Source organism: uncultured Sulfitobacter sp. (assembly GCF_947499945.1).
Lineage (GTDB): Bacteria > Pseudomonadota > Alphaproteobacteria > Rhodobacterales > Rhodobacteraceae > Sulfitobacter.
On record NZ_CANMQD010000004.1, the window covers coordinates 51,515 to 77,443 of the forward strand.

Consider the following 25,929-nt stretch of genomic DNA (forward strand, 5'->3'; position numbering starts at 1 on the left):
AAAAAACTTTTGAACGGGGTGCGCCACCATGTCCTTTGATCCATTAACTCTGAAGTATAATGAGGCGGGTCTAATCCCTGCAATTGCCCAAGATCACGAGAGCGGCGAGATCTTGATGATGGCATGGATGAACGAGGAGAGTTTGATGCGCACGCTGGAAAGTGGCCAAGTAACCTATTGGAGCCGCTCACGGCAGGAGCTCTGGGCCAAGGGAGCAACATCAGGTCATGTGCAAACCTTGAAGGAGATGCGCATTGATTGCGATCGCGATTGTATCGTGATGCAAGTGGCCCAGATCGGAGCGGCCTGTCACACAGGTGCACGAAGCTGCTTTTACACGGAAATTTCATTGAATGGTGAGGTTGATCATAGACCGCCAGAGTAATTATCGCGGCTAAAGACCTACCATCGCGCGGATATCCTGAGCAGAGCACCCCTTATGTCGAAACAGGGCTATTGCGCGCGCGTCATCTCGCTTGGCCAGTCGCTTTCCCGCCGCGTCGCGGATCAAGCGGTGATGGTGATAGGTAGGCTGGAATAGCCCGAGTAGATGCTGCAGCACGACATGAACTGGTGTTGCTTCAATAAGGTCACGGCCGCGCACCACATGGCTTATCCGTTGTTCTGCGTCATCGATAACAACCGAAAGGTGATATGATGTTCCCATATCACGCCGCGCCAGAACAATATCGCCAACGCCGCTGATCATTTCGTTTTGGGTGACGGTAATGGTTTTCGGGTTCCCATCCCCTTCCTCGGCAAATGTCAAAGGCCAACCGATCATTTTACAAGCGCGAGTCATATCTAGCCGCAAAGGGGTATCGCGGGGGCGCGGGCCAGAGATAGGATTCGTTGGCCTACAGGTTCCTGGATAGATGATGCCATCAGGACCCAACAGCGGTGCCCCCTCTTGCGGCGCACTGGCGGCGGCGGCGATATCGGCCCGCGTGCAGGTGCAAGAGTATAGCAACCCGCGATCCCAAAGCGCATCCAAAGCAGCATCATAGGCGGGCAGTCGGTTAGATTGCCGCATGACAGGCATTTCCCACCGAAGACCAAGCCACTCAAGATCATCGTAAATTTGTGCTTCCCAATTTGCGCGGGCACGTGACTGGTCGATATCCTCTATCCGTAACAGAAGTGCGCCGCTTGCCGCCTGAGCTAGATCAAAAGCAAGCAATGCTGAATAGGCATGACCAAGGTGCAGTGGTCCGGTCGGGGATGGTGCGAATCTTGTTCGAAAGATCAATATTTTTCAATCACATATACGGTTGAATTCATGTTCTGAATTAGCAGATGTGCTCCATATTCTGCAAAAAGAACACGGGCCGCGCTGCAATCAATCCACTCGTTCAGGCGTCCTGTCTGCGTCGGATCGGCAAGGGCATGATCATTAAAAGAAAACACCAGTTTACCGCCCTTTGGCAGGGCATACATCAATACGTCGATTGTGGTGCTGGGCGCTGCCCCAAGGCCGATAACACCAACCGCGCTTATCACGGCATATTGCCCCTTTGGTGTTGCATCTGCTTCAATCACGGACAAGCTGCGATAGATGTCCTTTGCGCGGGCTTGCTCGATCATGGCGGGGGCCAGATCAACACCGTCAATCTGGGTAAATCCTACGTCTTTGAACGCTTGGCCAGATAGGCCGGAGCCGCATCCAAAATCGAGAATTGGTGCTGAAAGATCAGCGGTGTGAGAGGCTAAAGCTTCGGCACAGCGGGTCGGTGTGACATAGCCCGCTGCGGTTATCTCGGCGTCATAGGATGGTGCCCAAGTGTTATAAAATTTACGGGTGCTTTCGTGATCACGGTTAACGAAAGCTTGATCTAAAAATATACTCATTCAGATATCTTAAGTCCGTTAACCCTCTTGTCCAGCACTTAGCCAATTTTGCCAATCGGCTTTTGCACGGTCTGTGTAGGCCTTATAGCGGTCCTTGCGTCCGCGTCGTCCGCTTTTCAAGCCTTCGACAGGTGGGAATAGTCCGAAGTTGACATTCATGGGCTGGAACGTCTTGGCTTCGGCACCGCCCGAGATATGAGTGATGAGCGCACCTGTGGCAGTGGTCGGCGGCGGTGTGTCAAGTGCGCCGCCGTTTATTTCCGCAGCGGCAAGGCGGCCAGCGAGCAGGCCCATTGCAGCGCTCTCGACGTAACCTTCAACCCCAGTGATCTGTCCTGCAAACCGGATATGCGGTTTCGATTTCAGGCGCATTTGACCGTCCAACAATGTGGGCGAGTTCAGGAATGTGTTGCGGTGGATACCGCCAAGACGCGCAAACTGTGCATTCTCCAAGCCCGGAATTATTTTGAAAACAGCAGTTTGCGCACCGTATTTCATCTTGGTCTGAAAGCCCACTATATTGTAGAGGGTGCCGAGCTTGTTGTCGCGGCGCAGCTGCACTACGGCATAGGCTTTTACATCGGGTTGGTGTGGATTGGTGAGGCCGACAGGTTTCATAGGGCCAAAACGCAGCGTTTCGCGGCCACGTTCAGCCATAACTTCGATGGGAAGGCAGCCGTCGAAATAACCTGCTGTCTCACCTTCATGAAATTCGGTCTTTTCCGCAGCGGCCAAAGCGTCGATAAAGGAGTAATACTGATCTTTGTCCATGGGGCAGTTGAGGTAGGCCGTGCGCTCTTCCTCTGTCTCGCCCTTGTCATAGCGCGACTGCATCCACGCTTTGCTCATGTCGATGCTGTCGTGGTAAACGATCGGGGCGATTGCGTCGAAAAATGCGAGTGCTTCGGCACCTGTTTCAGCCGCAATAGCGGCACCCAGATCGGTAGAGGTGAGCGGACCCGTTGCGATTATCCAATGACCGTCTTCGGGCAGGGTGGTAATTTCGCCATACTCAACAGAGATATTCGGATGCGCCATCAGTGCGTCTGTGACTGATTGGGCAAAGGGATCACGGTCCACCGCCAACGCACCACCCGCAGGCAAGCGATGCTTTTCAGCCGTTTGCATAATCAGCCCGTCCGCCTCGCGCATTTCCCAATGCAGCAAACCCACAGCGTTCTGTTCGCTATCGTCCGAACGGAAGGAGTTGGAGCAGACCATCTCGCCCAACAGGCCCGTCTGGTGCGCGAATGTCTCTACCTTTGGGCGCATCTCGTGGATGACCACTTGGATGCCAAGGTTTGCCGCCTGCCATGCAGCCTCTGATCCGGCCATACCGCCGCCGATGATGTGTAATGTTTTATCCATAGCCGCCAGATAATGGAGCGGAGGGGGCGGCGCAACAGGGCGTGCGCATCAACGATGCGGCAAAATGCACTTCGTAACAGCCATTGTATCTAAATGATTTCTGAGAGGGTATTTTGGGGTCGCCGCTGCGGGAATAAGGGGGATCAGATGAGAGTCTGATCTGGAGGGACCTTCCGCTGGCGGCAACCCAAAATGGGGCAGCTCGTCGTGCCATGTCCTATTTGTGCCTTATTCCTGCCCGATTTGCTAGACGTAACTCAGCAACACTGCGGTGCCGATTTGGCAACAGTGGTTAATGGCCAGAAAAAACCCCCGGTCACCAAGGGTGCCGAGGGGGTTACAGTTGTTATCTGTCAGATGTTTAAGACGGAGGAGCCGCAGCATCCAAAGGCAGCCCGGAGGGAACTGAATTGGGGGTTCCAAGGCCACGTTTTCCTGCATCCTTATCAGTCAATGCACCCAAAAATGACATAATCTTGGCGATCTCGTCTTCAACCAAGGCAACATCACTGATTTCGATAGCTTCGGCGATGCGCATGACTTCGTCGAAATCATCCATGGCTTTCCAATCATCAGCGGTCATATCCTTAGCCAGCACTGCTTTGCTGCGGTCATAGGAGGCAAGCCCTTTGACAGCATCAAGGTGGTGGCGCACGATATCTTCAAGATTGGCATAGGCGCCATTGTGGCCATAGGGGCCAGTCATGCTGATATTGCGCAAGGTGGGCGTGCGGAAACGATACATGTCCTCTGGCTCTCCTGTGATCATGCCGCGCCCCGCGTCAGAAGCGTAGTCATCCTTGCCCGGACCGATTTGGGGAAGGCCAATAGCGTGAAAATTATGATCGGTCTGGAAGGCCCCTGAATGGCAGGTCGAGCACCGGGCTTTGCCATAGAACAGATCCATACCGGCAAGCTGTTCCTCCGACATGCCATCTTCACCGCGCAGGTATCGGTCAAAAGGGCTGTCTGTGGCGCGGAACTCTGACCCGATAAAGGCCGAAAGGGCCGTGCCAATATCTGTGATATGTATTTCCGATGTGCCGAGGGCGTCAAATCGCTGCTGGTATTCCGTAATGCTGTCTATACGCTGGGCAAGCAGATCCCATGCGCCGCCATCGCCCATTATCCGCTCTGCGGCCACGGCATCGGCCACGTCATTTTCGCCTGGGTGGCCTGACATCTCATCGGGGGAGAGGATGGGAAGAATGTTTTGCGCGGCAAGCGCCGAAACGACGGGACGTTCCAGCGTGCGGCCTTCAGGCATACGGATCCCAAACATGGCATGACGGTCTTTGGCCGTGCGGCCATCATGAAACATCACAGTGTATTCTTTTGCCCCGAGGTTAAACAGGGCAGGCGCATTGCGCGGAATGCGCGCTTTGGGCGCGTTGCCCATGTCAACGCGGCGCGATTCGCCAAGGCCTACACCCCCTTCGCCCACCGACAGCGACATGGCGTCAGAGGTGCCTAGGCTGGGGTGATGACATGTGGCGCAGGCAATATTCTTGTTGCCCGACAGAATGGGATCAAAGAACAGATCGCGGCCCAGCTCGACCAACTCGGGGGGGAACTGATGAAAATCAGCATCTTCAATCGGTGCAGGCAAAGGTCCAGCAACAGCCGCGGCACTATATAAAAGGCTTGCGCCAAACACGCCAAGCTTGAAACTTTTCATCACGGGCTCCTCACGAGAATGAGAGGCTTGTTACCAAAATTATGGCAAAATTGCGATGATTGCTTTGGAAATAAACCGTCCCGTTTCAGGAAACAGTCAGTGTTTCCAACCGGGTGGACGCTTTTCAATGAAGGCTTGCATGCCTTCATTGGTGTCAGCGTTGCTTAGGTTTTCGACCATCACAGCACCCGTATGGGCATAAGCTGCGGCGGTTCCCATGGCGAGTTGGTCATAGAATGCGCGTTTGCCAATCTTGACGGCCGCGCCAAGCTTGCTTGCAATTTGATCGGCGAGGGCGGCTGTCTCCGCCTCTAACGCATCGGAGGTCACCACCCTGTTGATCAGGCCAAACTCTTCGGCGCGCTCTGCGTTGATGAAATCTCCTGTTGTCAGCATCTCGAAGGCCTTTTTGGGCGCGATGTTTCGGGTGAGGGCAACCATAGGCGTCGAACAAAAGAGGCCGATGTTCACGCCATTTACGCCAAACCGTGTACCTTGCGCGGCAACTGCCATGTCGCAGGTCGCGACCAGCTGGCAACCAGCGGCGGTGGCAATGCCGTGCACCTGAGCAATCACTGGCTGCGGCATCGACTGGATGCGCATCATCACATCGGTACAGCGTGCAAACAGATCGGCAAAGGCGGCGGCCCCTGCGTCCTCGTTTTGGCGCATGGCTTGCATCTGGCGCAGATCGTGGCCTGCGCAGAATGCTTTTCCCTCACCCGAAAGGGTGATGACGCGGCAGTCAGGGTCGTCGGCCAAGCTATCCAGCGTTTCTTGCAGCGCCGCCAACATCTCGTCACTGAGCGCATTTAGCCGCTCAGGGCTGTTCATCGTGAGATGCGTGACCGCGTCCCGTTGCGTAATTTTCAGAATTGCCATCTTGCGCCCTCTCTTGCTTGGGGCAACTCTAGGCGCAACAGGACAGGGAGAACAAGTATGGCCGTCAAAGGTGAAGTGATGATGCAGGCGCCAGAGCTGATGGCATTTATGCGTGAAGTGTTTCAGCAGGTGGCCGATGACTTCAACGTAGAAGAGGTCAAGCCCAACGAGGTGACCATGCGGCTGATCATCACCGAGAAACACCTCCGTCCGGGCGGTACGGTGTCTGGCCCGTCAATGTTCGCGTTGGCCGATGTTGCTGCCTATATTGCGACACTGGCGATGATCGGGCCGCAAGCGCTGGCAGTGACGACGAGTTGCTCGCTCGATTTTATGCGCAAGCCTAAGGCTGGCGTTGATCTGATTGCGACTGCAAAGCTGCTGAAACTGGGGCGGCAACTGTCGGTGAGCCATGTTTTGATCTATTCCGTGGGCATGGAGGAGCCTGTGGCGCAGGCGACAATGACATATGCGATTCCACCTGTGAAATCGCTCTAGGGGTACAATTCGTTTATTGATCATATTGTATCAAAAAAGGGCAGGGATGAACCCTGCCCAAGTGAAGAGGTCTGGTGTGGCGTCACGGGGATGTCACGCCTGCCAGAACACCTTTCGCGCCTCGCGATGAGCCGCTTCAGGTGTTAGCCCCACGTCCTGCAACTGCCATGCTTCCAGATGCTGAAGCGAGAGGCGAGTGCGGCGGCGGGTCACCCATTTCGTCACGCAGGCTGCAAACTTGACGCTGACCACTGCAAGCAGCGGAAGGCTGCGCGTGGAATTCAGAACCGCGAGGGCGTCGTTTGTCAGGATCGCTGCGTGTGTCATGGGTAAATCTCCTATGATAAATTGTATTGACACAATGTGGCATTGTCGCCATGAATAATTGGTACAATATGATTTCAACGATAGCCATGGAAACATTGTAATGGATACAATTTGGGTGCCGCAGGTCGATCCGGCGATCAAACCGAAATACAAAGCGGTGGTTCAGGCGATCCGCGATGCGGTCGGGTCAGGTGCTCTTGTGCCGAGTGCCAAGCTGCCGCCTGTGCGTGAGTTGGGCTGGAAGCTGGAAATGACACCGGGAACGGTGGCAAGGGCCTATACCGTTCTCACCGATGAGGGGGTGCTGGTCGCCGAAGTGGGGCGTGGCACTTTCGTTGCCGATACCGCACGGATAGAGCCTCCACTGAACCTGATGGAAATGGATGTGATTGAGCATCTGACCGGGGGTGACAATTTTGACGTTAACCTCTTTTCCCCGCATCTACCGAACGGGGGGCAGTCCAAGCTAATCCGCACTCTGCTGGCGCAAATTGCCAATGATCCGCCGTCGGGCGTGATGCATTACCCTTCACGCCGCGGGGCGCAGCCTGCGCGGGAGGCGATGTTGCACTGGCTGCGTGATACGAACCTTGGCCCCGTGAACGAGAGTGATATCGTGCTGTCTCATGGCGGTCAGAATGCGATCATGCTGATCTTCCAAACCATTCTGAAGGGCCGCCGCCCAGTGATTTTCGTCGAAGAATTATGCTATCCTGGGTTCAGGCGCGTAGCCGCGGCCTTGCGTGCCGATGTTGTGCCGATTGCGATGGACGCAGACGGGATCTGTCCAGATGCTCTTGCGGCTGCCGCCGAGCGGTATCCCGAGGGTCAGATCATTTGTACCTCACCCGAAGTACACAGTCCCACCTGTGGCTTCACGCCATTGGCACGGCGTCATAAGATCGTCGAAGTGGCCCGTCGATTTGACCTGCAAATCGTTGAAGACGACTGCTACCGCATTGGAGAGGCACAAGAACCCGCCTATAGACAGCTTGCCCCGGAGCGGGGATGGTATTTGACCTCGCTCAGCAAGTCGATCACACCTGCGCTGCGCCTTGGCTGCGCTGTTGGACCCCGCGAGATGACACCCGCGCTGCACCGCGCCGCCGAGCACGGGTTTTTTGGACTGGCTACACCGATCACTGATCTGGCGGCAGCACTGCTCTCCCACCCGCAGCTTGATGCTGTCAGGGCCCGCACCCGCGACGGGGTGGCCGATTACGTCAGAGCGGCTGTAAACATGCTGGGCGGATATGACCTGCGCTGGCGGGAGGATGTGCCGTTTGTCTGGCTCAACCTGCCTGAAGGCTGGCGGGCCAGCGCCTTTTGCCGCGCCGCCGAGACGCGGGGTGTGCGGGTGCGGGCAGCCGAAGAATTTGCTGCGCGTAATGCCCAAACGCCACATGCCGTGCGCATGGCCATTAACGCAGGCGTGAGCCTCAAGAGTTTCGAGGCCGCAATGGCCCGGCTGCGCGATTTGCTGGACAATCCAAGCGATGAGATCGGCGTTTAGAACGCCGCCTGAGCACCCAGCAGCATCCCGACCGTCATAGCGCAGGCTGTCACAGCCGCCGAAAAAAGCGCCATTTTCCGGTAGGAGAAAGGTCGCTCGCCAAAGGTGCGGCCGTCAATGCCAGACACCACAATACGGTAGGCATGAGCGCGATAGGTATAATGCAAAATCCACACAGGCAGCAGGATACGGCGGTAGTGGATACCAGTTGTATCGGTCAGGTAGCGGATGCCGTGGACGGCGGTCTTGTTGACCTCGTCTTTGATGTGATTGCGGATAAGCGTGTCCTTATCCGTTTCATTGGCAGACAGCCCTTCCATCACGCTTTGATGGTGCATCTCGGCGGCAAAACCAGCGAGATAGCCCGCACGGTAGGGTCGCAAGTCGGCAGGATCGAAATCATGCAGGATGCCGTCGCGGATCAGCGGTGTCACATGGGGTGAGGCCGGCATCAACAAGTCGTCAAACATAATGTCGAGCGCCCCTTCGGTCTTGCGGGTGCGGATCTTGTTGTTTCGGTAGGTGACGTAATTTGCCCAGTAGTGCACAGCCTCGTCGCTATCAAAAGTCCAGAACGGCGCATACAGGCCCACAACCACCCCTTGTTCCACGGTCAGCGCCAAGTCAGCGGGTACACAGATGCGTGCGTCAATCCAATCCTGCGCCAACCGCTTGGCAAAGGGCGCATCCACCCGAAATGGAATGAGCGCCATCGTTTTGTACCCGCTGTCGCCCGGAACAAGAACGACTGGCCCGTTACAGTAGGGACAATTCTCGGACAGGGCAGGGCCAGTGAAAACGACTTCACCGCCACAGTTACGGCATTGATGGGTCTGCTGGGGCGGTGCGCTTTTCGGGTCTGCGTCAGGGACGTTCTTGTTGTGGGCAAACTCGTCACGCGCAAGATAATCGTCAGGCTGGTCCAGATTGTAGACCTTCCCGCAACTCAGACACTCCAATGCTTGTGCCACGGGCGAGAAATAGCACATGCCGCCACAAGAAGGGCATTGGAGTGCGGATTGTTCTGCATACATTAGCGCATGCCAGTGTTTGAAGCAGCAATTTCGAGCATGACAGCCGTCCGCATACCTGCACGCTCCAGTGCAGCGTTCAGATCACCCGTTACTGCCCAATCACCGAGAATGGTGGACAGGCACAAAACAGTCACGACCCAAATCATCACAAAAACCACACCCCCCATGCGCCGCAGGTAACTGGCAGAACCTGCACGCAGTTCATGCTGCGCCTCGCGCCGTCGGATCATGCGATGAACGGGAATGAGCCCGACATAAGTAGACAGGCCAAACAAAGCGACAACAGAAAATAGAAGCGAGGCATTCAATATCATCAGGGTATCCTGCTCATTTCTCACGATTCTACACGGGATGGCGGGCAGGGAGAAGAGTGGTGATCTCAAAGTAGCGATTTTATGGGGTAAAATAATACCGTAATTGTAAGTCGATGATTTATTTGAATATATAAAGGTTCGCGATGCTTGACCCGACCTGTGGCTCGGATATAAGCCCTCCATCACATAGGGGCATTTGCCCCGATCCACCACGAATGGGATTACCCTACATGAAAACCTTTTCTGCAACACCGGCAGACATTGACAAAAAATGGATCATCATCGACGCCGAAGGCATCGTTTTGGGCCGTCTTGCGTCGATCATTGCCATGCGTCTGCGGGGCAAGCATAAGCCCTCCTTCACTCCTCACATGGATTGCGGCGACAACGTCATCGTAATCAACGCCGAGAAAATCCAAATGACCGGCAAAAAGCGTGAAGAGATGTTCTATTGGCACACCGGCCACCCCGGCGGGATCAAAGAGCGCTCAAAAGCCGACATTCTTGAGGGCAAGCACCCCGAGCGTATCGTGACACTTGCTGTTAAGCGCATGCTGCCCGGTAACCGTCTGAGCCGCCAGATCATGACCAACCTGCGTGTATATGCAGGCGGTGAGCATCCTCATGAGGCCCAAGAGCCTACCGTTCTGGATGTTGCATCCATGAACAAGAAAAACACACGGAGCGCATGAGCATGTCTGACGAAATCAACACACTCGAAGATCTCGCATCTGTTGCAGGCATTGAAGCCACTCCAGAAGTCGAGCTGACCCCACGCGAGCCCGTAAAAGACGAGTTTGGCCGCGCCTATGCCACAGGCAAGCGGAAAGATGCGGTCGCCCGCGTCTGGATCAAGCCCGGTTCTGGCAAGGTTATCGTAAACGGCAAGCCGCAGAACGAATATTTTGCGCGCCCTGTTTTGCAGATGATCCTGCAGCAGCCTTTCGGCATCACGGGCACAGACGGCCAGTTTGACGTCTATGCGACAGTCAAAGGCGGCGGTTTGTCAGGTCAAGCGGGCGCGGTTAAGCACGGTGTGTCCAAAGCACTCCAGTTGTTTGACCCATCCCACCGTGGCGCACTCAAGGCGGCAGGCTTCCTGACCCGCGACAGCCGTGTTGTCGAGCGTAAGAAATACGGTAAAGCAAAAGCGCGTAAGAGCTTCCAGTTCTCCAAGCGTTAAGTTTTACGAATATTATTGGAAGGGGCCGCGCCACATGGTGCGGCCTTTTTCGTTTGAGCAACGGATTAGAAGTTTTAAATGGCCCATGAGAATAAAGTCATTCATTCCGTCAATCTGTACGGTGACGCGATCTGCGTGGACATATTCCAGCGGCCCGATGCCAGTTTTGGCTTTGACGAGTTCCGCCGCGATGAGGAAGATGGGCAAGGCTGGTTTTCCATTGGCCATTTTGGCGAACAGCAGTTCACATCAGTTGCTCAGACCATTGAGGCAGCGATCGGACAGGTTGGCTGGTTTGAGGGCGTTTAGCGGCAACACGGCAGGGGCTTTTGTTGAAACCAACAATTGAGTACGTTAATCCAATCATAAATGAGAGCAATCGACCCATGAAGTACTCCATCCTAGATCTTTGTCCTGTGCCGGAAGGCAGTACTGCTGCTGACGCTATGCAAAACTCTGCTGATCTGGCGCAACATGCCGAGCGTTTGGGATACCATCGCTATTGGATGGCGGAGCATCACAACATGCCGGGGATCGCATCGGCAGCGACGTCCGTTTTACTGGGCCACGTGGCGGGCAAAACCTCGACGATCCGTGTGGGCGCGGGCGGTGTCATGTTGCCCAATCATGCGCCACTGACCATTGCGGAGCACTTTGGCACGCTGGCCACACTCTATGGTGACAGGATCGATCTGGGACTGGGCCGCGCACCGGGTGGGGATCACGCGGTATGGCATGCCATGCGGCGTGGCCGCAGTGGTGAGGATAACTTTCCCGCCGAAGTGTTGGAACTGATGGGCTACCTTGGCGATGTCGAGGCGGGCGCTCCTGTACAGGCGCATCCTGGGCAAGGAACCCATGTGCCGCTTTGGATTCTTGGCTCATCGCTTTATGGTGCACAACTGGCTGCGCACTTTGGGCTGCCCTATGCTTTTGCTTCGCATTTTGCGCCAGACGCTTTGGAAGATGCGGTGTATATCTACCGCCGTGATTTCAAACCTTCGGCGTCGCTTGCTGCGCCAAAGTTTATGTTGGCGGTCAATGTCATCGCTGCAGATACAGATGCAGAGGCGCATTATTTACGTACTTCGGTCCAGCAAGCCTTTGCGCGGTTGCGCAGCGGGATGCGCGGGAAACTGCCGCGCCCCGTGGATGATATCGACGCCGAAATCGGGCCAGCCTTGCGGCGCGGGGTGGATCAGGCGCTTAGGATCAATGCAACAGGTGCGCCCGAGACTGTTCGGCGGCAACTCGCGGGCCTGATTGAGAAATACAAGCCCGACGAGCTTATCCTCACAGGCCAAATCCATGATCATGCGGCGCGCAAACGCTCATTTACCATTGCGGCTGAAGCGATCGATGCTCTGGAGTCTGTTCAGGATGTGCAGTTAGAAGGCGCGACCAGCTTGTAGAAAACCCGACCGCTTTCTCGCTGGCGGCGCTCTACACATGTTTCTGTCAAAAACCATTGCGCGGCGGCGATGCTCCTTGTGGTCACGGTCGTTTGTGTACCGTCCGGTAAGCTCACAACAGCACGCTAGCTGAAACCGTTGTCTGATGTCGTATCAAAGGTCGAGATGACTTCCGCTGGCAAATATCCCGCATGGCTGTGGCGGTCAGGCTTAAAGAACATAAAGACCCAGAGTGCTGTAATGAGAAATGCGACCCCTGACCCAACCAGCACGCCGTATTCGTAGATAAAGAGACGCATGTTTACTGGCATATAGTTCCAATCCTATTCATCCGGTGCAATGAGGCCCAAGCCTCGCAGATAGATCCCGATCCCTGTTTCAAGCAAATCCTCTGGCGGGAAAGGCGATGCGCGGCCGGGAGAGTTGCGGGCAAAAAGCTCGACAACTCCATGGCTCATCGCCCAGATGTGGGCTGAAAACATCGACGGCGGCGGGCGTTTGTGCTCGGGGATATGCTGGCTTAGATCGGTTGCCGCTTTTTCCAACACGCCATTGGCGCGGTTGGCGACTGATGCGAGGGCTGCCGTGCGGTTGATTTGGATACCGCTCTCGAACATCGCGATATAATGCCCCGGAAACCTGCGTGCGAAGGCGAGATAGGCGCGGCCAGTTGCCTCGAACGCTTGAAGGGCCGAAGGTTGACCGCTCTCATACGCATGCTGCATTAAGTCCCCGAATATCTCATAGCCTTGCAAGGCGGCTTCTGCAATCAGGTCCTCGCGGCCCTCAAAGTGCCGGTAAACGGCGGCAGGTGTCACACCCGCCTGTTTTGCCGCTTCAGACAAGGTAAAGCCTGTCGGGCCGCGCAGTTCGATGAGTTGCAAGGCCGCGTCAACCAATGCTTGGCGCAGGTTTCCGTGATGGTATCCGCGTTTAGACATCCCAGATATCAGGTCCGCCGCAGATGGCAGTATCGAGCGTGCCAATCGCGTCAATGTCTTTGTGTGTATAGTCAAAGCTGTGCAGTACCTTGCGGATAGCGTTCAGTCGTGCACGCCGCTTGTCATCCGAGCGCACAACAGTCCAAGGCGCATGATCCGTATGGCTGCGCGTGAGGGTGTCCTGAATAGCGGCTGAATATTCGTCCCAAAGATGCAGGCCTTTAACGTCAATCCCGCTCAGCTTCCATTGCTTAAGTGGGTCACCTTCGCGTTTGAGCATTCGCTTGAGCTGTTCAGCGCGACCAACGTTGAGCCAAAATTTGAAGAGGTACACGTCATCATCGACGAGCATCTGCTCGAAGGGTTGTACTTGATTGAAGAAATGTGCGTTTTGCTCGGGTGTGCAAAAGCCAAAGACGGGTTCGACCACACCGCGGTTGTACCAGGAGCGGTCAAAGAAAACCATCTCACCCGCGGCGGGCAGATGCTCGATGTAGCGTTGAAAATACCATTCGCTACGTTCTTTTTCAGTTGGTTTACTTAGGGCTATAACATGCGCCAAACGCGGATTCAGGTTCATTCTGAACCGACCGATAGTACCGCCTTTTCCCGCCGCATCACGCCCCTCAAAGACGATGGTAATGCGCGTGCCGCTGTCGCGGACCCAAGCCTGAAACTTCACCAATTCGATCTGCAACAGCGCCATTTCGCGCTCGTAACGTTTTCGGCTCATCGTTTTGCGATGAGGGTAGCTAGCCGAAAGGACTTCGCCCTTTTTTGAGGACGCAATCGCATTGCGCACATCGTCAGGTGCGTCATTGGTGTAAAAGGCGCTAATCGCACCATTAAAGGGCAGCTCCATCTCGGGCCTCCAGCCTATCGTTTTGCGCAATATGCGATGTTACGGGGACTTACGCAAACCCGCACGCGCTGCTGCACGGTCAATTGCATCCTCTACGGCATCGGGGTCTGCGTGATGGGGCATGTGGCCTACGCCGCGCAAAACGGTGAGGTTGGCGCCAATCACCTGTTTGGACAACGGCTCTGAGTGGATAGAGAGCGGGACAATTGTATCGGCGTCACCATGCACGATTTCAAGCGGCATGGACAAACCCTCGTATCTTTTGGACATTTTTACGATATGGGGCCGCAGGGAGTTTACCTGTTGGGCATTGGCACGCAGGCTTTCGCGGCGCAGGACCAAACTCGCACCGACATGCTCAGCGTATCCTTCGGGGGCAGCTTGCGGTGCGAAAATCGATTCCACGCTGCTGTCGACATAGGACTTTGGCACAAAGGCAGAGGCGACAGGCACCATCAACGCGCCACCCAAAGTGCTCCCTGTGACGGTATAGGTCCAACCCAAATCACCCGGCCACGGGTTGGACACTGCGCCCAGCATGACAACTGCCCCAGTTTCCTCAGGTTGGCTAAGCGCCCATGCCATTGCAATGGCCCCGCCAAAAGAGTGTCCGACCACGATGGGCCGCTCAATCCCGACAATAGCAGCTGCTTTTTGCAACAAGTCGGCCTGTTCCATCGGGTTTTCGACACGTGTATTCCACGGACCGGATTTCCCCGGCAAACGGCCGGTCCAGCCCAGACCCGGTCGGTCAAACATAATCACGCGGTAGCGGTCCGAGATGCGATCAGTAAAATCATAGGTCCAGTCGCGTACATTGCCGCTTGCACCGTGCAAAAGTACCAGATCAGGCCCGCTGCCTGCGATAAGGACGTGAACAGGGGTCCCGTCCACGTCGACAACGCGGCCTTGTGGCGGGTAGGCCGTACTCGCCGATGCTTCCCGTGCAGCAGCACGCCATTGCACAACAAGAATAAACGCCAGAACGAACGCGGCGAAGACAAACATACTAATTACCGATTTTTTCAATGTCATAAGGCGTTGATTGATAAATTTCCTGTATCCAGTTACCATAAAGCAAATGCGCATGGCTTCGCCAGCGGTTCACGGGTGGTTGGCTTGGATCATCGTCGGTGTAATAGTTTACGGGCACGTTAATAGGTGTACCCGCTGCAACATCGCGATCGTATTCTTGTTTGAGCGTATCGCGGTCGTATTCGAAATGGTTGAAGATGTAGACGATGCGGTTCTCGTGGTCTTCAATCAGGGCGGGGCCGACTTCGTCACTGCCCAGCAGGGTTTTGAGGGCTGGTATGGCGTCGATTTCGGCCTGACGGATTTCGGTCCAGCGCGATACGGGGATCACGCAATCATCTGAGAAGCCGTTAAGGTAGGGAGAGGCGGGAGCCAAATTGCGGTGACGGAAACAGCCAAATGCCTTGGCGTCCAGCATATGCTTTTTGACGCCATGGAAATGGTTGATCATCGCCATGCCCCCCCAGCACACAGCCATTGTTGACTGCACATTTGTCTGGGTCCAGTCCATCACCCGCTTCAGCTCTGCGTAGTAGTCAACATCCTCGAATTCCAGATGCTCAATTGGTGCACCTGTAATGATCAGCCCGTCGAATTTTTCATCCCAAACATCTGAAACGGGGCGATAAAAGCTCTCCATATGCTCTGCGGCGGTGTTGCGGGTCTGGTGGTCAGACATGCGCAGCAACGTCAGCTCGATCTGCAGTGGTGTGGCCCCGATCAGGCGGGCAAATTGGTTCTCCGTCTGGATTTTCTTTGGCATGAGATTGAGCAATGCGATGCGCAGGGGGCGGATGTCCTGCAACGCAGCCTGATCCTCGTCCATAACGCGGACACCCTCACGCGTGAGAACATCATAGGCAGGCAGATTGGCAGGGATCTTGATTGGCATGGGGCAGGTACTTCTTTTTCAGATACGCAGCATAGGTAGGGCGGTCAGGCTGGTCCCTCAAGGGGCGTCATGCAGAGGTGTTCAGAGCTTGGATGCGATCAGCGCCTCGAAGGAAGGGGTGTCCGTCACGGCGTGGATTTCTTCTGCTGTCACTGTCACACCGTAGCGCGCCATCGCCGCATACCGCGGTTGACGGTGTGCCAGCGCTTGGGCATAGGTCCAGCGGATGAAGGTATCAGGATCAACTTCGTCTTCTTGTGCGTTGTTTTCAATCAAATATTCACCCCACACGCGCGCCAGAAACTCAGGTTGATAGGCCATTGGTTTAGGCGCACGATCAAAGCGTTCAATGAGCGCTTGTGTGTGGGCTTCGTCCCCTTTTATCCAGACGGGGAGGCAGCTCTCAGTGAGTGACAGCATAAGGGGGTCATCGTCGATCTCGGGATTGATCCATTCACATATGGAGCCGCCAGTATCGCAGATAAAGTGCGGATAACCATACAAGTCTTGCGCACGGTTCATAAACTTGGTGGTGTCCATCAACGCTTTGATTTCAGCCATCCGAAACTGTTGCTGGCGGCGGGCGTATTCTTTCATGGGCAGACCGCCCTTTGTGGGATCTCCGGGTTTGCCCAGATAAGCGGCAACGGCAGTCAGATCGTGGTCATGTACGTTCGGCTCAAGATAAATGGCATCCTTGCGCAGCATTTCGGCCAAAAACGGTTCTCTCATGGCGTGGGCAATTAAATTATCTTTGATATGGCGGTACATGCCGGACGTGCCGATGCGGTAGTCGATAGAATAATGGAACCAACCGCCCTGTTGTATGAGTAGCTTTGAAATATGGGTTTTTCCCAATCCTGACATGCCAAACAACATCACGGATTTGCGTGGCGCTGCGGTCCAGCTTTTGGCGTTTGGGTATGTCATTGACGGCTCCGGTCAAAAGGGTCCGCCCTCCCTAGCGCGGCTGCCGCAGACGGTCAATCAGGCGACCGTCAATGATGATGAGGCCAAGCGCCAGCAGGGCAAAGCCGTTATAGGCATTGGCGCTCAGCGTTTCGCCAAGAACCACGGCGCCCAGCAGAATTGCGATGGGGGCAATCATCAACGTGACCAACATCAGGTTGCCACTGCCAGCGAGCGCCAGCACGCGGTAATAGAGCAGATAGGCAATCGCTGTGGCTCCCAGCGCGTAATAGGCAATGGCCATCATTGTGAGCGGTTGCAGGTCAAGTCGGATCGGGCCGTCGATCACCCATGCCAGCGGCACCATGATAAGGGTTGAAGCGGTGAGCATGCCTGCGGCGGCGACTTGCGGTGCCAGTCCGGACAAGCGTTTACGTGCCCAAACCCCTGCAAAGGCATAGGATACTGTACCAGCGAGAACAGCAAGTTGCGCCAGTGATGTGATGTCAAATGCGCGTAGGCTGTCGATGCCTATGGCAGTCACCACACCTGCAAATCCTACAGCGACACCAATCGCTTTACGCTTTGAGAGATTTTCATCACCGAGCAGAAGTGCCGCAATCAAGACGCCGAATATTGCAGTCGCGGCATTGAAGATCGAGGTTAGGCCGGAAGGGATATACAGCTGACCCCACGCCATGAGCGAGAACGGGATGACGTTGTTAAGCAAGCCCATGCCCGCAAAGCCGATCCAGACAGCGCGGCCACGGGGCAGAGGCATGCGGCGCACAATTACATAGACCCATAGGACAAGTGTGGCCCAGCCGACGCGATGGGCCACGGCAGTAAGCGGCGGCACTTCGTCGAGGGCGATACGGATCGAGAGGAAGGAGGCGCCCCAGAGTGTGGCGAGAAGGGCCAGCAAACCCCAGCTTTCGGCAGTTATGGTGCGTTCTGTCATAGCGCAAGACTAAAGAAGCAAGCATGCTCCAGCGATCCGAATGATGCGCAATTGATCATGCTTTCTTGCGGGTTTCATTCCAGATGTTGAGATAATTTGCCGCAAAGATAAGCAGTGCTCCAACGAATACCCAAACCTCAAGCGGCTCGTCGTAAAGCACCATGGCAACAACCGCGATTACGGGCAAGCGGGCAAAGTCAATCGGCACCACCACAGTCGCGGGCGCGATGGACAGTGCAGTTGTCAGGCAGAAATGCGCTAATAGGCCTGCACAGCCCACTAGGAACAGGTAGGGGAAACTTGCACCTGTTGGGAGTGCAATATCACCGTCAAAGCCTGCTGTGACCAGTCCCAGTACCAGTTGAATGGTGGTGAGATAAAAGAGAATACAGGTGATAGAATTGCCGCGGGTGAGCCGTTTCGTGAGTAAGATCGTCAATGCAAAGAAAATCGCCGCGCAGGCGGCGATGAGCAGACCAATCTCGAATGTTTCGGGATTGGGACGGGTGACGATCAGGATGCCAACAAAGCCCAGGATGGCCGAGAGGCCGCGGATACGCGTCATTTTTTCGCCCAATAAAAGGGGTGCAAGAAGTACTACCCAAAGCGGGGAAGTGAACTCAAGCGCGAAAACCTGCGCCAGCGGGATCACGGCCACAGCATAGAACCACAAGTTCTGGCCTGTGAAATGGAAGATATTGCGTAAGAAGTGCTGGCGAATGTTATCTTTGTGAACTTCGTGCCACCTCTTGTTCAATGTCGTCAGGGCCACAACGATGATCACACCTACAAGACTACGGTAGAGCATGATCTCGAAAGTATCGTACTCACCCGAAAGCTCTCTTCCCGCCACAGCCATGAATGAGAACGAAGCAATTGCCCCGGTCATCCACAAAGCAGCCTTGAGCACGACGTTCATAGTCGGCTCAAGCCATTGGTCTGGCTACGGTTTGTGCAGGCTATTCCCATTCGATAGTGCCGGGGGGTTTCGACGTGATGTCATATGTCACGCGGTTGATACCCGGTACTTCGTTGATGATGCGGGTTGCTGTCTCGCCCAGAAACTCGTGGCTGAAGGGGTAATAATCGGCGGTCATCCCATCGACTGAGGTTACGGCGCGCAAAGCACAGGCAAAATCGTATGTGCGGCCATCGCCCATCACGCCAACTGTGCGCACGGGCAGGATTGCCACAAATGCCTGCCATATCTCATCATAAAGGCCATGTTTGCGGATCTGGTCGATGTAGACGGCATCAGCTTCGCGCAAGATGTCGAGCTTGGCGCGGGTGATCTCACCGGGGCAGCGGATGGCAAGACCCGGACCAGGAAAAGGGTGGCGGCCGATAAAGCTGGCAGGCAGGCCAAGCTCGCGGCCAAGGGCGCGCACTTCGTCTTTGAACAATTCACGCAGCGGCTCTACCAATTTTAGGCCCATTTTCTCGGGCAAACCGCCTACATTGTGATGGCTCTTGATGGTGACCGATGGACCACCGGAGAACGACACGGATTCGATCACATCGGGATAGAGCGTCCCTTGGGCCAGAAACTCTGCGCCCTCGATCTGGTTGGCGTATTTCTGGAACACGTCGATGAACAGGCTGCCTATGATTTTCCGCTTTGTTTCGGGGTCGGATTGGCCTTCCAACTCACCAAGAAAGAGCTCTTTTTCGTCGGCATAGATCACTTTGAGATTCATATTGTCGCGGAACATGGCAACAACGTCTTCGGCCTCATCCTTGCGCAGCAGGCCGTGATCCACAAAAACGCAGGTGAGCTGGTCGCCGATTGCCTCATGCAGAAGCGCTGCGGTCACGGAGCTGTCAACGCCACCGGATAGACCACAAATCACCTGCTTGTCCCCAACTTGGGCGCGAATTTTCTCGATTGCGATGTCTTTGTAGGCGTCCATCGTCCAATCGCCCGTGAAACCCGCGATCCGCACGAAGTTTTCATAGAGTTTCGCGCCGCGGGGCGTGTGGTGAACTTCGGGATGGAACTGCACACCGTAAAAATGGCGCGACGCGTCGGCAAGAATTGCGTAGGGTGCATTGGGGGAGGTGCCATAGACCTCAAACCCCGGTGCGATTTTGGCGACGTGATCACCGTGAGACATCCAGACAACTTCGTCGCCCTGCGAAAACCAGCCGTCAAGCAAGTCGAGGTTCGCTGATTTGCTCACTTTTGCGCGGCCAAATTCAGCTGTGCCACCACCGCCGGAAATTTTACCTCCGCGTACTTCGCCGCCCAGTTGGGTCATCATTGTTTGCTGGCCGTAGCAGATGCCAAGGACCGGAATGCCCATGCTCCACAAGCTTTCAGGCGCGCGCGGTGACCCTTCGCGGGTCACGGAATCAGGACCACCAGACAGGATCACAGCCTTGGGGGCCAGATCCGCGAGAAATGCGTCGGTGACGTTCTGATAGGGATGAATTTCGCAATAGACATTCAACTCGCGCAGGCGGCGAGCAATCAGCTGGGTCACTTGGCTGCCGAAGTCAATGATGAGGAGGCGGTCATGGGTATATTGTGTCATGCGCACTGATTATGCGCGCTGGCGCGGGGTAGCAAGGTGGATTTGGCGTTTACGCTTTGCCACACTGAGGGGAGCGCGGGACGCATGACAACGTGCTGGGGCTAGAAATTGACAGCCTTGGGGAGGAATATGTCGCTTTTCTACCAGCATGGCCGCAATCTGCGCGAAGGGGCGCGGCAGAGTAGGCTACTCGGAGCTAAGTTTATAATTGAGGGGAAATGACATGGCAGAAGCAGCAAGACGCGCCCGCGGTGGCGGCGGAGCAGCACGGCGGGCCGCCCGAACGGCAGTCTCGTTCGAGACAGCAAAGTATATCGAACGGAACATCCCCAACTTCGAGATCTTGAGCGAAGAGGCTTTGGACATCATCGAAGCTAACGCCGAGACGATCCTCGAAGAGATTGGCGTAAATTTTCCCGATAATCCGCGTGCTTTGGCGCGTTGGCGTGAGGCAGGGGCAGATGTGCAGGGTGAGCGGGTTCGTTTGCCAAAAGGTCTGGCACGTGAATTGATCAAAACAGCGCCTTCTTCCTACACCCAACATGCGCGTAACCCCGACCGCAATGTCGTTGTGGGCGGCAAGAACCTTGTACTGGCGCCTGTCTACGGCCCCCCCTTTGTGCGTGATGCCGCAGGGGGCCGCCGCTATGCCACGATGGATGACTTCCGCAAATTCGTAAAACTTGGCTATATGTCCAAGTGGCTGCACCATTCGGGCGGTACTGTATGTGAGCCGACCGACGTGGCGGTGAACAAGCGTCACCTCGATATGCTGCACGCCCACATGACCCTGAGCGACAAGCCATTCATGGGCTCCGTGACCGAGCCGAGCCGAGCGCAGGATTCGGTGGATATGTGTGGTGTCCTGTTCGGCGAGAAGTTCGTGCAGGAAAATACAGTGATGACTTCGCTGATCAACATCAACTCTCCGATGACATTTGATGATGTGATGATGGGTGCGTTGGAAGTTTATGCGCAGAACAATCAGGCCTGCATTATCTCGCCGTTCATCGTCGGTGGTGCCATGGCGCCGGTTTCTGTTGCGGGGACGCTCACGCAAGTCTTGGCCGAAGCGCTGGCGGGGATCGCCTATAGCCAGTTGATAAAGCCGGGTGCGCCTGTGATCATGGGTGCCTTTGTGACGTCGATTGATATGAATTCCGGTGCACCAACGTTTGGTACACCCGAAGCTGCGCATATCACTTATGGCGCAGGACAATTGGCGAGACGCCTGAACTTGCCTTACCGCTCGTCCGGCTCGTTTTGCGGCTCCAAGCTGCCTGATGCACAGGCTGCCTATGAGACGGCGAACTCTTTGAATATGGGGCTGCTTTCTGGCGTAAACTTCATGCTGCACGCCTGTGGCTGGTTGGAGGGGGGCCTAGTTTCCTCCTTCGAGAAGTTCGTCATGGACGCTGACCAGTTGGGTGCATTGCATCATCTGGCACGCGGTGTAGAGATCGACGAAAACGCGCAAGCAATGGATGCAATCCGCGAAGTGGGGCCGGGTGGTCATTATCTGGGGTGTGAGCATACTCAAGCGAACTTCAAGAACGCCTTTTGGAAATCCGATCTGCTGGATTACAAGCCATTCGAGACATGGGAAGACGAGGGTGCGCGCGATACGCAGACCCTCGCCGCATTGCGCGTCGAAAAAATGCTTGCCGACTACCAACAGCCTGCAATGGACCCTGCAATTACCGAAGCACTGGACGAATTTGTAGCCAAACGGAAAGCGGCTGAGCCAGACAGCTTCATGTAGTCAAAAGTTATCTTATTAGACAAGTTGCGGGCCTGATTTCAGGGCCCGCAACTCACGTGCTTCCCCTACGATTGCGATCAGAACATCAACATGGCGAACTATGCTGTAGCAGGGGTCCGACACAGTGCGTTGTGTTTCCATATCAGCCTCAATATCGACCAGACGCATGAGTGCATCAGCATGACGGGGCAGAACACCATATCCCAGTAAACGTGGCAGATGCACCGCACGACGATATTCTTCTGCTCCAATACGGGCGGCCCGCATCAGAATGCGCGGACGGTGGAGGCTGGCGAGTATGCTGTGGATATCTTTCACGATTTATCTCTCCTTAAGGAATGTGGCATGCTGATTGCTTGCCTTAATATCGCCATATTTCCATAGTTTTCGGCCTGTTGCGCACTGTGCTGATGCACCGTGCGGCGCGTTTATGATTGTTTCTCTTTTCTGAACAATCATGTCCCTCAGTGGTGATTTTAACTAAAGCGTAACCAATTCGCTCCTAGGTTGAATTTACCTATTGTTAACAAAACTGAGGAGGGACACTCAGACATGGGACCGCAGATACAGGACATGGAACACTCTCAGAATCACTTTTCAGGAGGTGGCAATACTGTGCCGGGTTGGGTTCCCCGCTCGGTACAAAATTATATTGACCATACAGAAATGGGTATTCCGATCCGTGCCTTGGCACGCAAACAGGGATGCCATGCCTCGACAATTCTAAGGCAGATCAGGCGGGTGGAAACGCTGCGTGACGATCCTCTAGTGGATGGTGTCCTTAAATCCTTGGGTGGTCGGCCCGAAGTGACGCCGGCGAAGAAGTGGCCAGCGGTAGTGAGTGACGGCATGGCTGACGGGGCGACGTTGCCAGACGTGGCGCAGCTATCGATTGATGGTGTGCGTGTTTTACGCCGTCTATCGGAGACAGGTGCTGTTCTGGCCGTCGCCGCCGATATGGAGCGGGCTGTTATCGTACGTGAAAGCGCAGAGGGCCAAAGCACGAGAACGGGTGTTGTTGACCGCGCAATCGCCGAAGCGATGGCGTTGAAAGGGTGGATTGTTGCACCCGTGGCCGGGCGGATCACGCGGTACCATATCACGGCTGCGGGACGCAGCGCCCTTGCCGATATGATGGCGCGAAACGAGAGCGCTCATGCCACAGGTCTAGCTGATGCCGAGACGGGTGAAGTATCGGAGGCACCGCGCCGCATTCGTTATGGTTTGGCAGAAAGCCCGCTCGCCGCTCTTGCGCGGCGGCGCGACCGAGAGGGTGAGCGTTTCCTCAGCGATGATCTGGTGCATGCAGGTGAGCGTTTGCGCGAAGATTTCGAAATGGCGCAGATGGAGAATGAAGTTGCAGGTGACTGGGAAAAATTTTTGACAACATTGCGCAGTGACGGCCCTGCATCGGAGCATAATACGTCGCCTGCGGCACGCCGTGCCCATGCCCGTGTTGTTGCAGCATTACGTGAAATCGGGCCAGGTCTATCGGATGTCACGCTGCGATGTTGCTGCTTCCTTGAGGGGTTGGAAGCTGCTGAAAAGACGCTCGGATGGTCCGCACGTTCCGGCAAGATCGTGTTAAGGATCGCTTTAATGGGCCTAAGACGGCATTACGATCAAAATGCAGACAAAAGCGGTGCGATGATTGGCTGATTAATCGCGGTGCATAGCCGCATTGCATGCAGATAGGGTTTTGTTCAAAGCTCAATGTGATAGATATGCCTTAATCATCAAACGAGGCATATATGCGTGATCTGAAGATTCCCGAACAGCGTCATCCTGAAAAGGCGCGCCGCCCTGATAACGCCCAGCCGAAAAAGCCGGACTGGATTCGCGTCCGCGCACCGGGTGGCAAAGGATATGAGGATACGGCGCGGATTATGCGCGAGAACAAATTGGTGACGGTTTGCGAAGAAGCGGGCTGTCCCAATGTGGGGGAATGCTGGTCACAGGGCCATGCCACTATGATGATTATGGGCGAGGTCTGTACCCGTGCTTGTACATTCTGCAATATTGCCACGGGCAAACCGCCCGAGGATCTTGATGCGTTTGAGCCGGGTCGCGTTGCCGATGCTGTGGCCAAGCTGGGGTTGAACCATGTGGTTATCACCTCCGTGGACCGCGATGATGTCGAGGATGGCGGGGCAGAGCACTTTGCCCAGACCATCCGGGCGATCCGTCACCGTGCGCCTGCAACAACTATCGAAATTCTCACACCTGACTTTATCAAATGTGCCCCGAGTGCGCTGGAAAAAGTTGTGGAAGCACGTCCTGACGTATTCAATCACAATCTGGAAACCGTTCCGGGCCTTTATCCCGAAGTGCGCCCCGGTGCGCGGTATTTCCATTCCCTGCGGCTATTGCAACGGGTCAAGGAACTCGATCCGTCGATGTTCACCAAATCGGGCATCATGGTCGGCTTGGGCGAGGACCGTCAGTCTGTGATGCAGGTCATGGACGACATGCGCGCCGCTGACATCGATTTCCTGACCATCGGACAGTACCTTCAGCCCACACCAAAGCATCATCGCGTAGACCGTTTTGTGCATCCTGACGAGTTTGCCACCTATGAGAAGGCCGCATACGGCAAAGGGTTCTTAATGGTTTCAGCCACACCGCTCACGCGCTCAAGCTACCATGCGGGTGACGATTTTGCGCAGCTTCGTGCGGCACGGAATAAGAAGCTTGGAATTGCCTAGTAAGCTATGGGACGGCGGGGCAAACGCTCCGTCTTTGCCCATTCTGGCCACAACCCGAAATATTCTAATCCGAAAATGACGGCGGCGATGGCGGCCACTGCAAAAATGAATTTGATCCGTTTGAGGGATGGCGGGTTTTGTACCCAGCGTTTCATCCAAAACAGGTGACGTGGGTCCATCGTTCTATATCTCGTCCGTGAACCGTACCTTGCCAATAAATGGCAGATTTCGGTTCCGCTGCGCAAAATCAATACCATAACCCACTACAAACTCGTCCGGTATCTCAAAGCCTGTGTGATCTGCCCGCAAATCCACCTCACGTCGTGAGGGTTTGTCGAGCAGTGCCACCGTCTTCAGCCGCGCAGGTTTGCGCGCTTTCAACATGCCTGTGACGTGGAGTAACGTGTGGCCCGTGTCCACAATATCTTCGACCAGCAATACATCTCGCCCTTCAATGCCGCCGCGCAAGTCTTTAAGAATACGTACTTCTCGCGTGCTCTCCATGCCATCGCCATAACTCGACGCTTCAAGAAAATCGACTTCGATTGGAAGGTCCAATTCCCGCACCAGATCGGCAATAAAGACAAAACTCCCCCGCAGCAGGCCCACGACAACCAGTTTATCGGTGCCTGCAAACTCGGTTTCAATCTCGCGGCATAGCTCTTCGATCCGTGCCGCGATGGATTTGGCCGAAATCATTTGGTCTATGACATAAGGACGCGTCTGCATGGCCACCTCTTGATTGTAGGCCCTCGCGGGCTTTGATACAGCGCTATCCAAACAAACCTAGGAATTCAATGCCCACGCACACCGAGAACCGCACTATGCCCTACACCGCACAACAGATGTACGATCTGGTGAGTGATGTTGCCGATTATCCAAAGTTTCTGCCGTGGACGGCCGCCGCGCGGATCAAATCCGTGACGGATAAGGGGGACCACAGCGTCATGGATGCGGATTTGGTGATCTCCTTCAAAGTATTTCGCGAGCGGTTTACCTCACGCGTGGTGCTTTGGCCTGAAGCGAAAAAGATCGACACCGAATATCTTGATGGTCCGTTCAAGCATATGAAATCAAACTGGGCTTTCAAGGATGTCGAAGGGGGCTGCGCGGTTCAGTTCTATGTAGATTTTGAATTTAAAAACGCGATTTTGCAGAAAATTATTGGCGTGGTTTTCAACGAGGCGATGCAACGTGTCGTCAAAGCGTTTGAGAAGCGGGCAGAAGCGCTTTATGGCTGAGCCCCAAGGATAAGACGTCACGGGAGGACG

General features: G+C 55.2%; 30 protein-coding genes. 11 read left to right on the top strand and 19 right to left on the bottom strand.

Translation table 11 applies throughout. The features are described 5' to 3' along the window. Window positions 1-28 precede the first annotated feature (28 nt). Window positions 29-385: a phosphoribosyl-AMP cyclohydrolase gene (gene hisI / locus Q0775_RS15755; protein WP_298862993.1), complete on the top strand. Its 357-nt coding sequence runs from the start codon at window positions 29-31 to the stop codon at window positions 383-385. 9 nt (window positions 386-394) lie between these two features. Here the strand turns inward: hisI and gluQRS are convergent, their stop codons facing one another. From gluQRS to Q0775_RS15780, 5 genes are all read right to left on the bottom strand, one after another. After that, complete coding sequence (gene gluQRS / locus Q0775_RS15760) at window positions 395-1,249, bottom strand: tRNA glutamyl-Q(34) synthetase GluQRS (protein ID WP_298862996.1); 855 nt, start codon at window positions 1,247-1,249, stop codon at window positions 395-397. Continuing rightward, entirely contained in the window at window positions 1,246-1,848 is a 603-nt protein-coding gene (locus Q0775_RS15765) for a class I SAM-dependent methyltransferase (protein WP_298862999.1), read from the bottom strand. Before Q0775_RS15765 ends, gluQRS begins: the two co-directional genes overlap by 4 nt. An 18-nt stretch (window positions 1,849-1,866) precedes the next feature. Continuing rightward, window positions 1,867-3,216: a methylenetetrahydrofolate--tRNA-(uracil(54)-C(5))-methyltransferase (FADH(2)-oxidizing) TrmFO gene (gene trmFO / locus Q0775_RS15770; protein ID WP_298863002.1), complete on the bottom strand. Its 1,350-nt coding sequence runs from the start codon at window positions 3,214-3,216 to the stop codon at window positions 1,867-1,869. A 361-nt stretch (window positions 3,217-3,577) separates the two neighbouring features. Beyond that, complete coding sequence (locus Q0775_RS15775) at window positions 3,578-4,894, bottom strand: cytochrome c peroxidase (RefSeq protein WP_298863004.1); 1,317 nt, start codon at window positions 4,892-4,894, stop codon at window positions 3,578-3,580. A gap of 96 nt (window positions 4,895-4,990) precedes the next feature. Beyond that, a complete protein-coding gene (locus tag Q0775_RS15780; RefSeq protein ID WP_298863008.1) occupies window positions 4,991-5,776 on the bottom strand; it encodes an enoyl-CoA hydratase in 786 nt (261 codons plus the stop codon). A gap of 57 nt (window positions 5,777-5,833) precedes the next feature. Here Q0775_RS15780 and Q0775_RS15785 point away from each other — a divergent pair, with 57 nt between their 5' ends. Next, window positions 5,834-6,274 carry a PaaI family thioesterase gene (locus Q0775_RS15785; RefSeq protein WP_298863011.1) on the top strand — a complete coding sequence of 147 codons (441 nt, stop codon included), beginning with the start codon at window positions 5,834-5,836 and terminating at the stop codon, window positions 6,272-6,274. A 93-nt stretch (window positions 6,275-6,367) separates the two neighbouring features. Here Q0775_RS15785 and Q0775_RS15790 read toward each other — a convergent pair whose 3' ends face one another. After that, the gene (locus Q0775_RS15790; RefSeq protein ID WP_298863014.1) at window positions 6,368-6,601 is read right to left on the bottom strand and encodes a DUF1127 domain-containing protein; all 234 of its coding nucleotides are present in this window, start codon (window positions 6,599-6,601) and stop codon (window positions 6,368-6,370) included. A 100-nt stretch (window positions 6,602-6,701) separates the two neighbouring features. Here Q0775_RS15790 and Q0775_RS15795 point away from each other — a divergent pair, with 100 nt between their 5' ends. Next, on the top strand, window positions 6,702-8,114 hold the full coding sequence (locus Q0775_RS15795) for a PLP-dependent aminotransferase family protein (RefSeq protein WP_298863017.1): 1,413 nt from the start codon (window positions 6,702-6,704) through the stop codon (window positions 8,112-8,114). Here Q0775_RS15795 and Q0775_RS15800 read toward each other — a convergent pair. Together Q0775_RS15800 and Q0775_RS15805 are read right to left on the bottom strand one after the other, a co-directional pair. Continuing rightward, on the bottom strand, window positions 8,111-9,148 hold the full coding sequence (locus Q0775_RS15800) for a hypothetical protein (RefSeq protein WP_298863020.1): 1,038 nt from the start codon (window positions 9,146-9,148) through the stop codon (window positions 8,111-8,113). The two genes, Q0775_RS15795 and Q0775_RS15800, sit on opposite strands and share 4 nt — an antisense overlap. Next, complete coding sequence (locus Q0775_RS15805; RefSeq protein ID WP_298863023.1) at window positions 9,148-9,462, bottom strand: hypothetical protein; 315 nt, start codon at window positions 9,460-9,462, stop codon at window positions 9,148-9,150. Before Q0775_RS15805 ends, Q0775_RS15800 begins: the two co-directional genes overlap by 1 nt. Before the next feature lie 230 nt (window positions 9,463-9,692). Here Q0775_RS15805 and rplM point away from each other — a divergent pair, with 230 nt between their 5' ends. The 4 genes from rplM to Q0775_RS15825 all read left to right on the top strand — a co-directional run bounded on the left by rplM (window position 9,693) and on the right by Q0775_RS15825 (window position 12,057). Next, window positions 9,693-10,154 carry a 50S ribosomal protein L13 gene (rplM, locus tag Q0775_RS15810; RefSeq protein WP_298863026.1) on the top strand — a complete coding sequence of 154 codons (462 nt, stop codon included), beginning with the start codon at window positions 9,693-9,695 and terminating at the stop codon, window positions 10,152-10,154. Window positions 10,155-10,156: 2 nt separating this feature from the next. After that, window positions 10,157-10,645, top strand: a complete 489-nt coding sequence (gene rpsI / locus Q0775_RS15815; RefSeq protein WP_298863029.1) for a 30S ribosomal protein S9 — start codon at window positions 10,157-10,159, stop codon at window positions 10,643-10,645. Window positions 10,646-10,723: 78 nt separating this feature from the next. Next, window positions 10,724-10,954, top strand: a complete 231-nt coding sequence (locus tag Q0775_RS15820) for a hypothetical protein (RefSeq protein ID WP_298863032.1) — start codon at window positions 10,724-10,726, stop codon at window positions 10,952-10,954. Between the two features lie 77 nt (window positions 10,955-11,031). Then, complete coding sequence (locus Q0775_RS15825; protein WP_298863034.1) at window positions 11,032-12,057, top strand: LLM class flavin-dependent oxidoreductase; 1,026 nt, start codon at window positions 11,032-11,034, stop codon at window positions 12,055-12,057. A 125-nt stretch (window positions 12,058-12,182) separates the two neighbouring features. On the opposite strand, the gene Q0775_RS15830 is transcribed toward Q0775_RS15825, so the two are convergent. The 9 genes from Q0775_RS15830 to guaA all read right to left on the bottom strand — a co-directional run bounded on the left by Q0775_RS15830 (window position 12,183) and on the right by guaA (window position 20,191). Beyond that, window positions 12,183-12,368 (bottom strand): hypothetical protein, encoded by a 186-nt coding sequence (locus Q0775_RS15830; RefSeq protein WP_298863037.1) that lies wholly within the window; start codon window positions 12,366-12,368, stop codon window positions 12,183-12,185. Between the two features lie 12 nt (window positions 12,369-12,380). Then, complete coding sequence (locus Q0775_RS15835) at window positions 12,381-12,998, bottom strand: TetR/AcrR family transcriptional regulator (protein ID WP_298863040.1); 618 nt, start codon at window positions 12,996-12,998, stop codon at window positions 12,381-12,383. Beyond that, a complete protein-coding gene (gene ppk2, locus Q0775_RS15840; RefSeq protein WP_298863043.1) occupies window positions 12,991-13,860 on the bottom strand; it encodes a polyphosphate kinase 2 in 870 nt (289 codons plus the stop codon). The genes Q0775_RS15835 and ppk2 overlap by 8 nt, the downstream gene beginning before the upstream one ends. Before the next feature lie 39 nt (window positions 13,861-13,899). Beyond that, window positions 13,900-14,895, bottom strand: a complete 996-nt coding sequence (locus Q0775_RS15845; RefSeq protein WP_298863045.1) for an alpha/beta hydrolase — start codon at window positions 14,893-14,895, stop codon at window positions 13,900-13,902. Next, the gene (gene metA / locus Q0775_RS15850) at window positions 14,870-15,787 is read right to left on the bottom strand and encodes a homoserine O-succinyltransferase (protein WP_298863047.1); all 918 of its coding nucleotides are present in this window, start codon (window positions 15,785-15,787) and stop codon (window positions 14,870-14,872) included. Before metA ends, Q0775_RS15845 begins: the two co-directional genes overlap by 26 nt. An 81-nt stretch (window positions 15,788-15,868) precedes the next feature. Further along, the gene (locus Q0775_RS15855) at window positions 15,869-16,717 is read right to left on the bottom strand and encodes an ATPase (protein ID WP_298863050.1); all 849 of its coding nucleotides are present in this window, start codon (window positions 16,715-16,717) and stop codon (window positions 15,869-15,871) included. Window positions 16,718-16,748: 31 nt separating this feature from the next. Next, window positions 16,749-17,657 carry a DMT family transporter gene (locus Q0775_RS15860; protein ID WP_298863053.1) on the bottom strand — a complete coding sequence of 303 codons (909 nt, stop codon included), beginning with the start codon at window positions 17,655-17,657 and terminating at the stop codon, window positions 16,749-16,751. 55 nt (window positions 17,658-17,712) lie between these two features. Then, entirely contained in the window at window positions 17,713-18,576 is an 864-nt protein-coding gene (locus Q0775_RS15865) for a DMT family transporter (protein ID WP_298863054.1), read from the bottom strand. A gap of 40 nt (window positions 18,577-18,616) precedes the next feature. After that, a complete protein-coding gene (gene guaA, locus Q0775_RS15870) occupies window positions 18,617-20,191 on the bottom strand; it encodes a glutamine-hydrolyzing GMP synthase (RefSeq protein WP_298863057.1) in 1,575 nt (524 codons plus the stop codon). Window positions 20,192-20,414: 223 nt separating this feature from the next. Here guaA and Q0775_RS15875 point away from each other — a divergent pair, with 223 nt between their 5' ends. After that, window positions 20,415-21,953 (top strand): trimethylamine methyltransferase family protein, encoded by a 1,539-nt coding sequence (locus Q0775_RS15875; protein WP_298863060.1) that lies wholly within the window; start codon window positions 20,415-20,417, stop codon window positions 21,951-21,953. Window positions 21,954-21,968: 15 nt separating this feature from the next. Here Q0775_RS15875 and Q0775_RS15880 read toward each other — a convergent pair whose 3' ends face one another. Next, the gene (locus tag Q0775_RS15880; protein ID WP_298863063.1) at window positions 21,969-22,271 is read right to left on the bottom strand and encodes a DUF6477 family protein; all 303 of its coding nucleotides are present in this window, start codon (window positions 22,269-22,271) and stop codon (window positions 21,969-21,971) included. Between the two features lie 348 nt (window positions 22,272-22,619). On the opposite strand from Q0775_RS15880, the gene Q0775_RS15885 reads away from it, so the two are divergent. Next, complete coding sequence (locus Q0775_RS15885; RefSeq protein ID WP_298863066.1) at window positions 22,620-23,612, top strand: DUF6456 domain-containing protein; 993 nt, start codon at window positions 22,620-22,622, stop codon at window positions 23,610-23,612. A gap of 92 nt (window positions 23,613-23,704) precedes the next feature. Then, window positions 23,705-24,658, top strand: a complete 954-nt coding sequence (gene lipA, locus Q0775_RS15890) for a lipoyl synthase (protein ID WP_298863069.1) — start codon at window positions 23,705-23,707, stop codon at window positions 24,656-24,658. A 183-nt stretch (window positions 24,659-24,841) separates the two neighbouring features. On the opposite strand, the gene hpt is transcribed toward lipA, so the two are convergent. Then, window positions 24,842-25,387 (bottom strand): hypoxanthine phosphoribosyltransferase, encoded by a 546-nt coding sequence (gene hpt / locus Q0775_RS15895; protein ID WP_298863072.1) that lies wholly within the window; start codon window positions 25,385-25,387, stop codon window positions 24,842-24,844. 68 nt (window positions 25,388-25,455) lie between these two features. Here hpt and Q0775_RS15900 point away from each other — a divergent pair, with 68 nt between their 5' ends. Further along, entirely contained in the window at window positions 25,456-25,899 is a 444-nt protein-coding gene (locus tag Q0775_RS15900; RefSeq protein ID WP_298863076.1) for a type II toxin-antitoxin system RatA family toxin, read from the top strand. The last annotated feature ends 30 nt before the right edge of the window (window positions 25,900-25,929 follow it).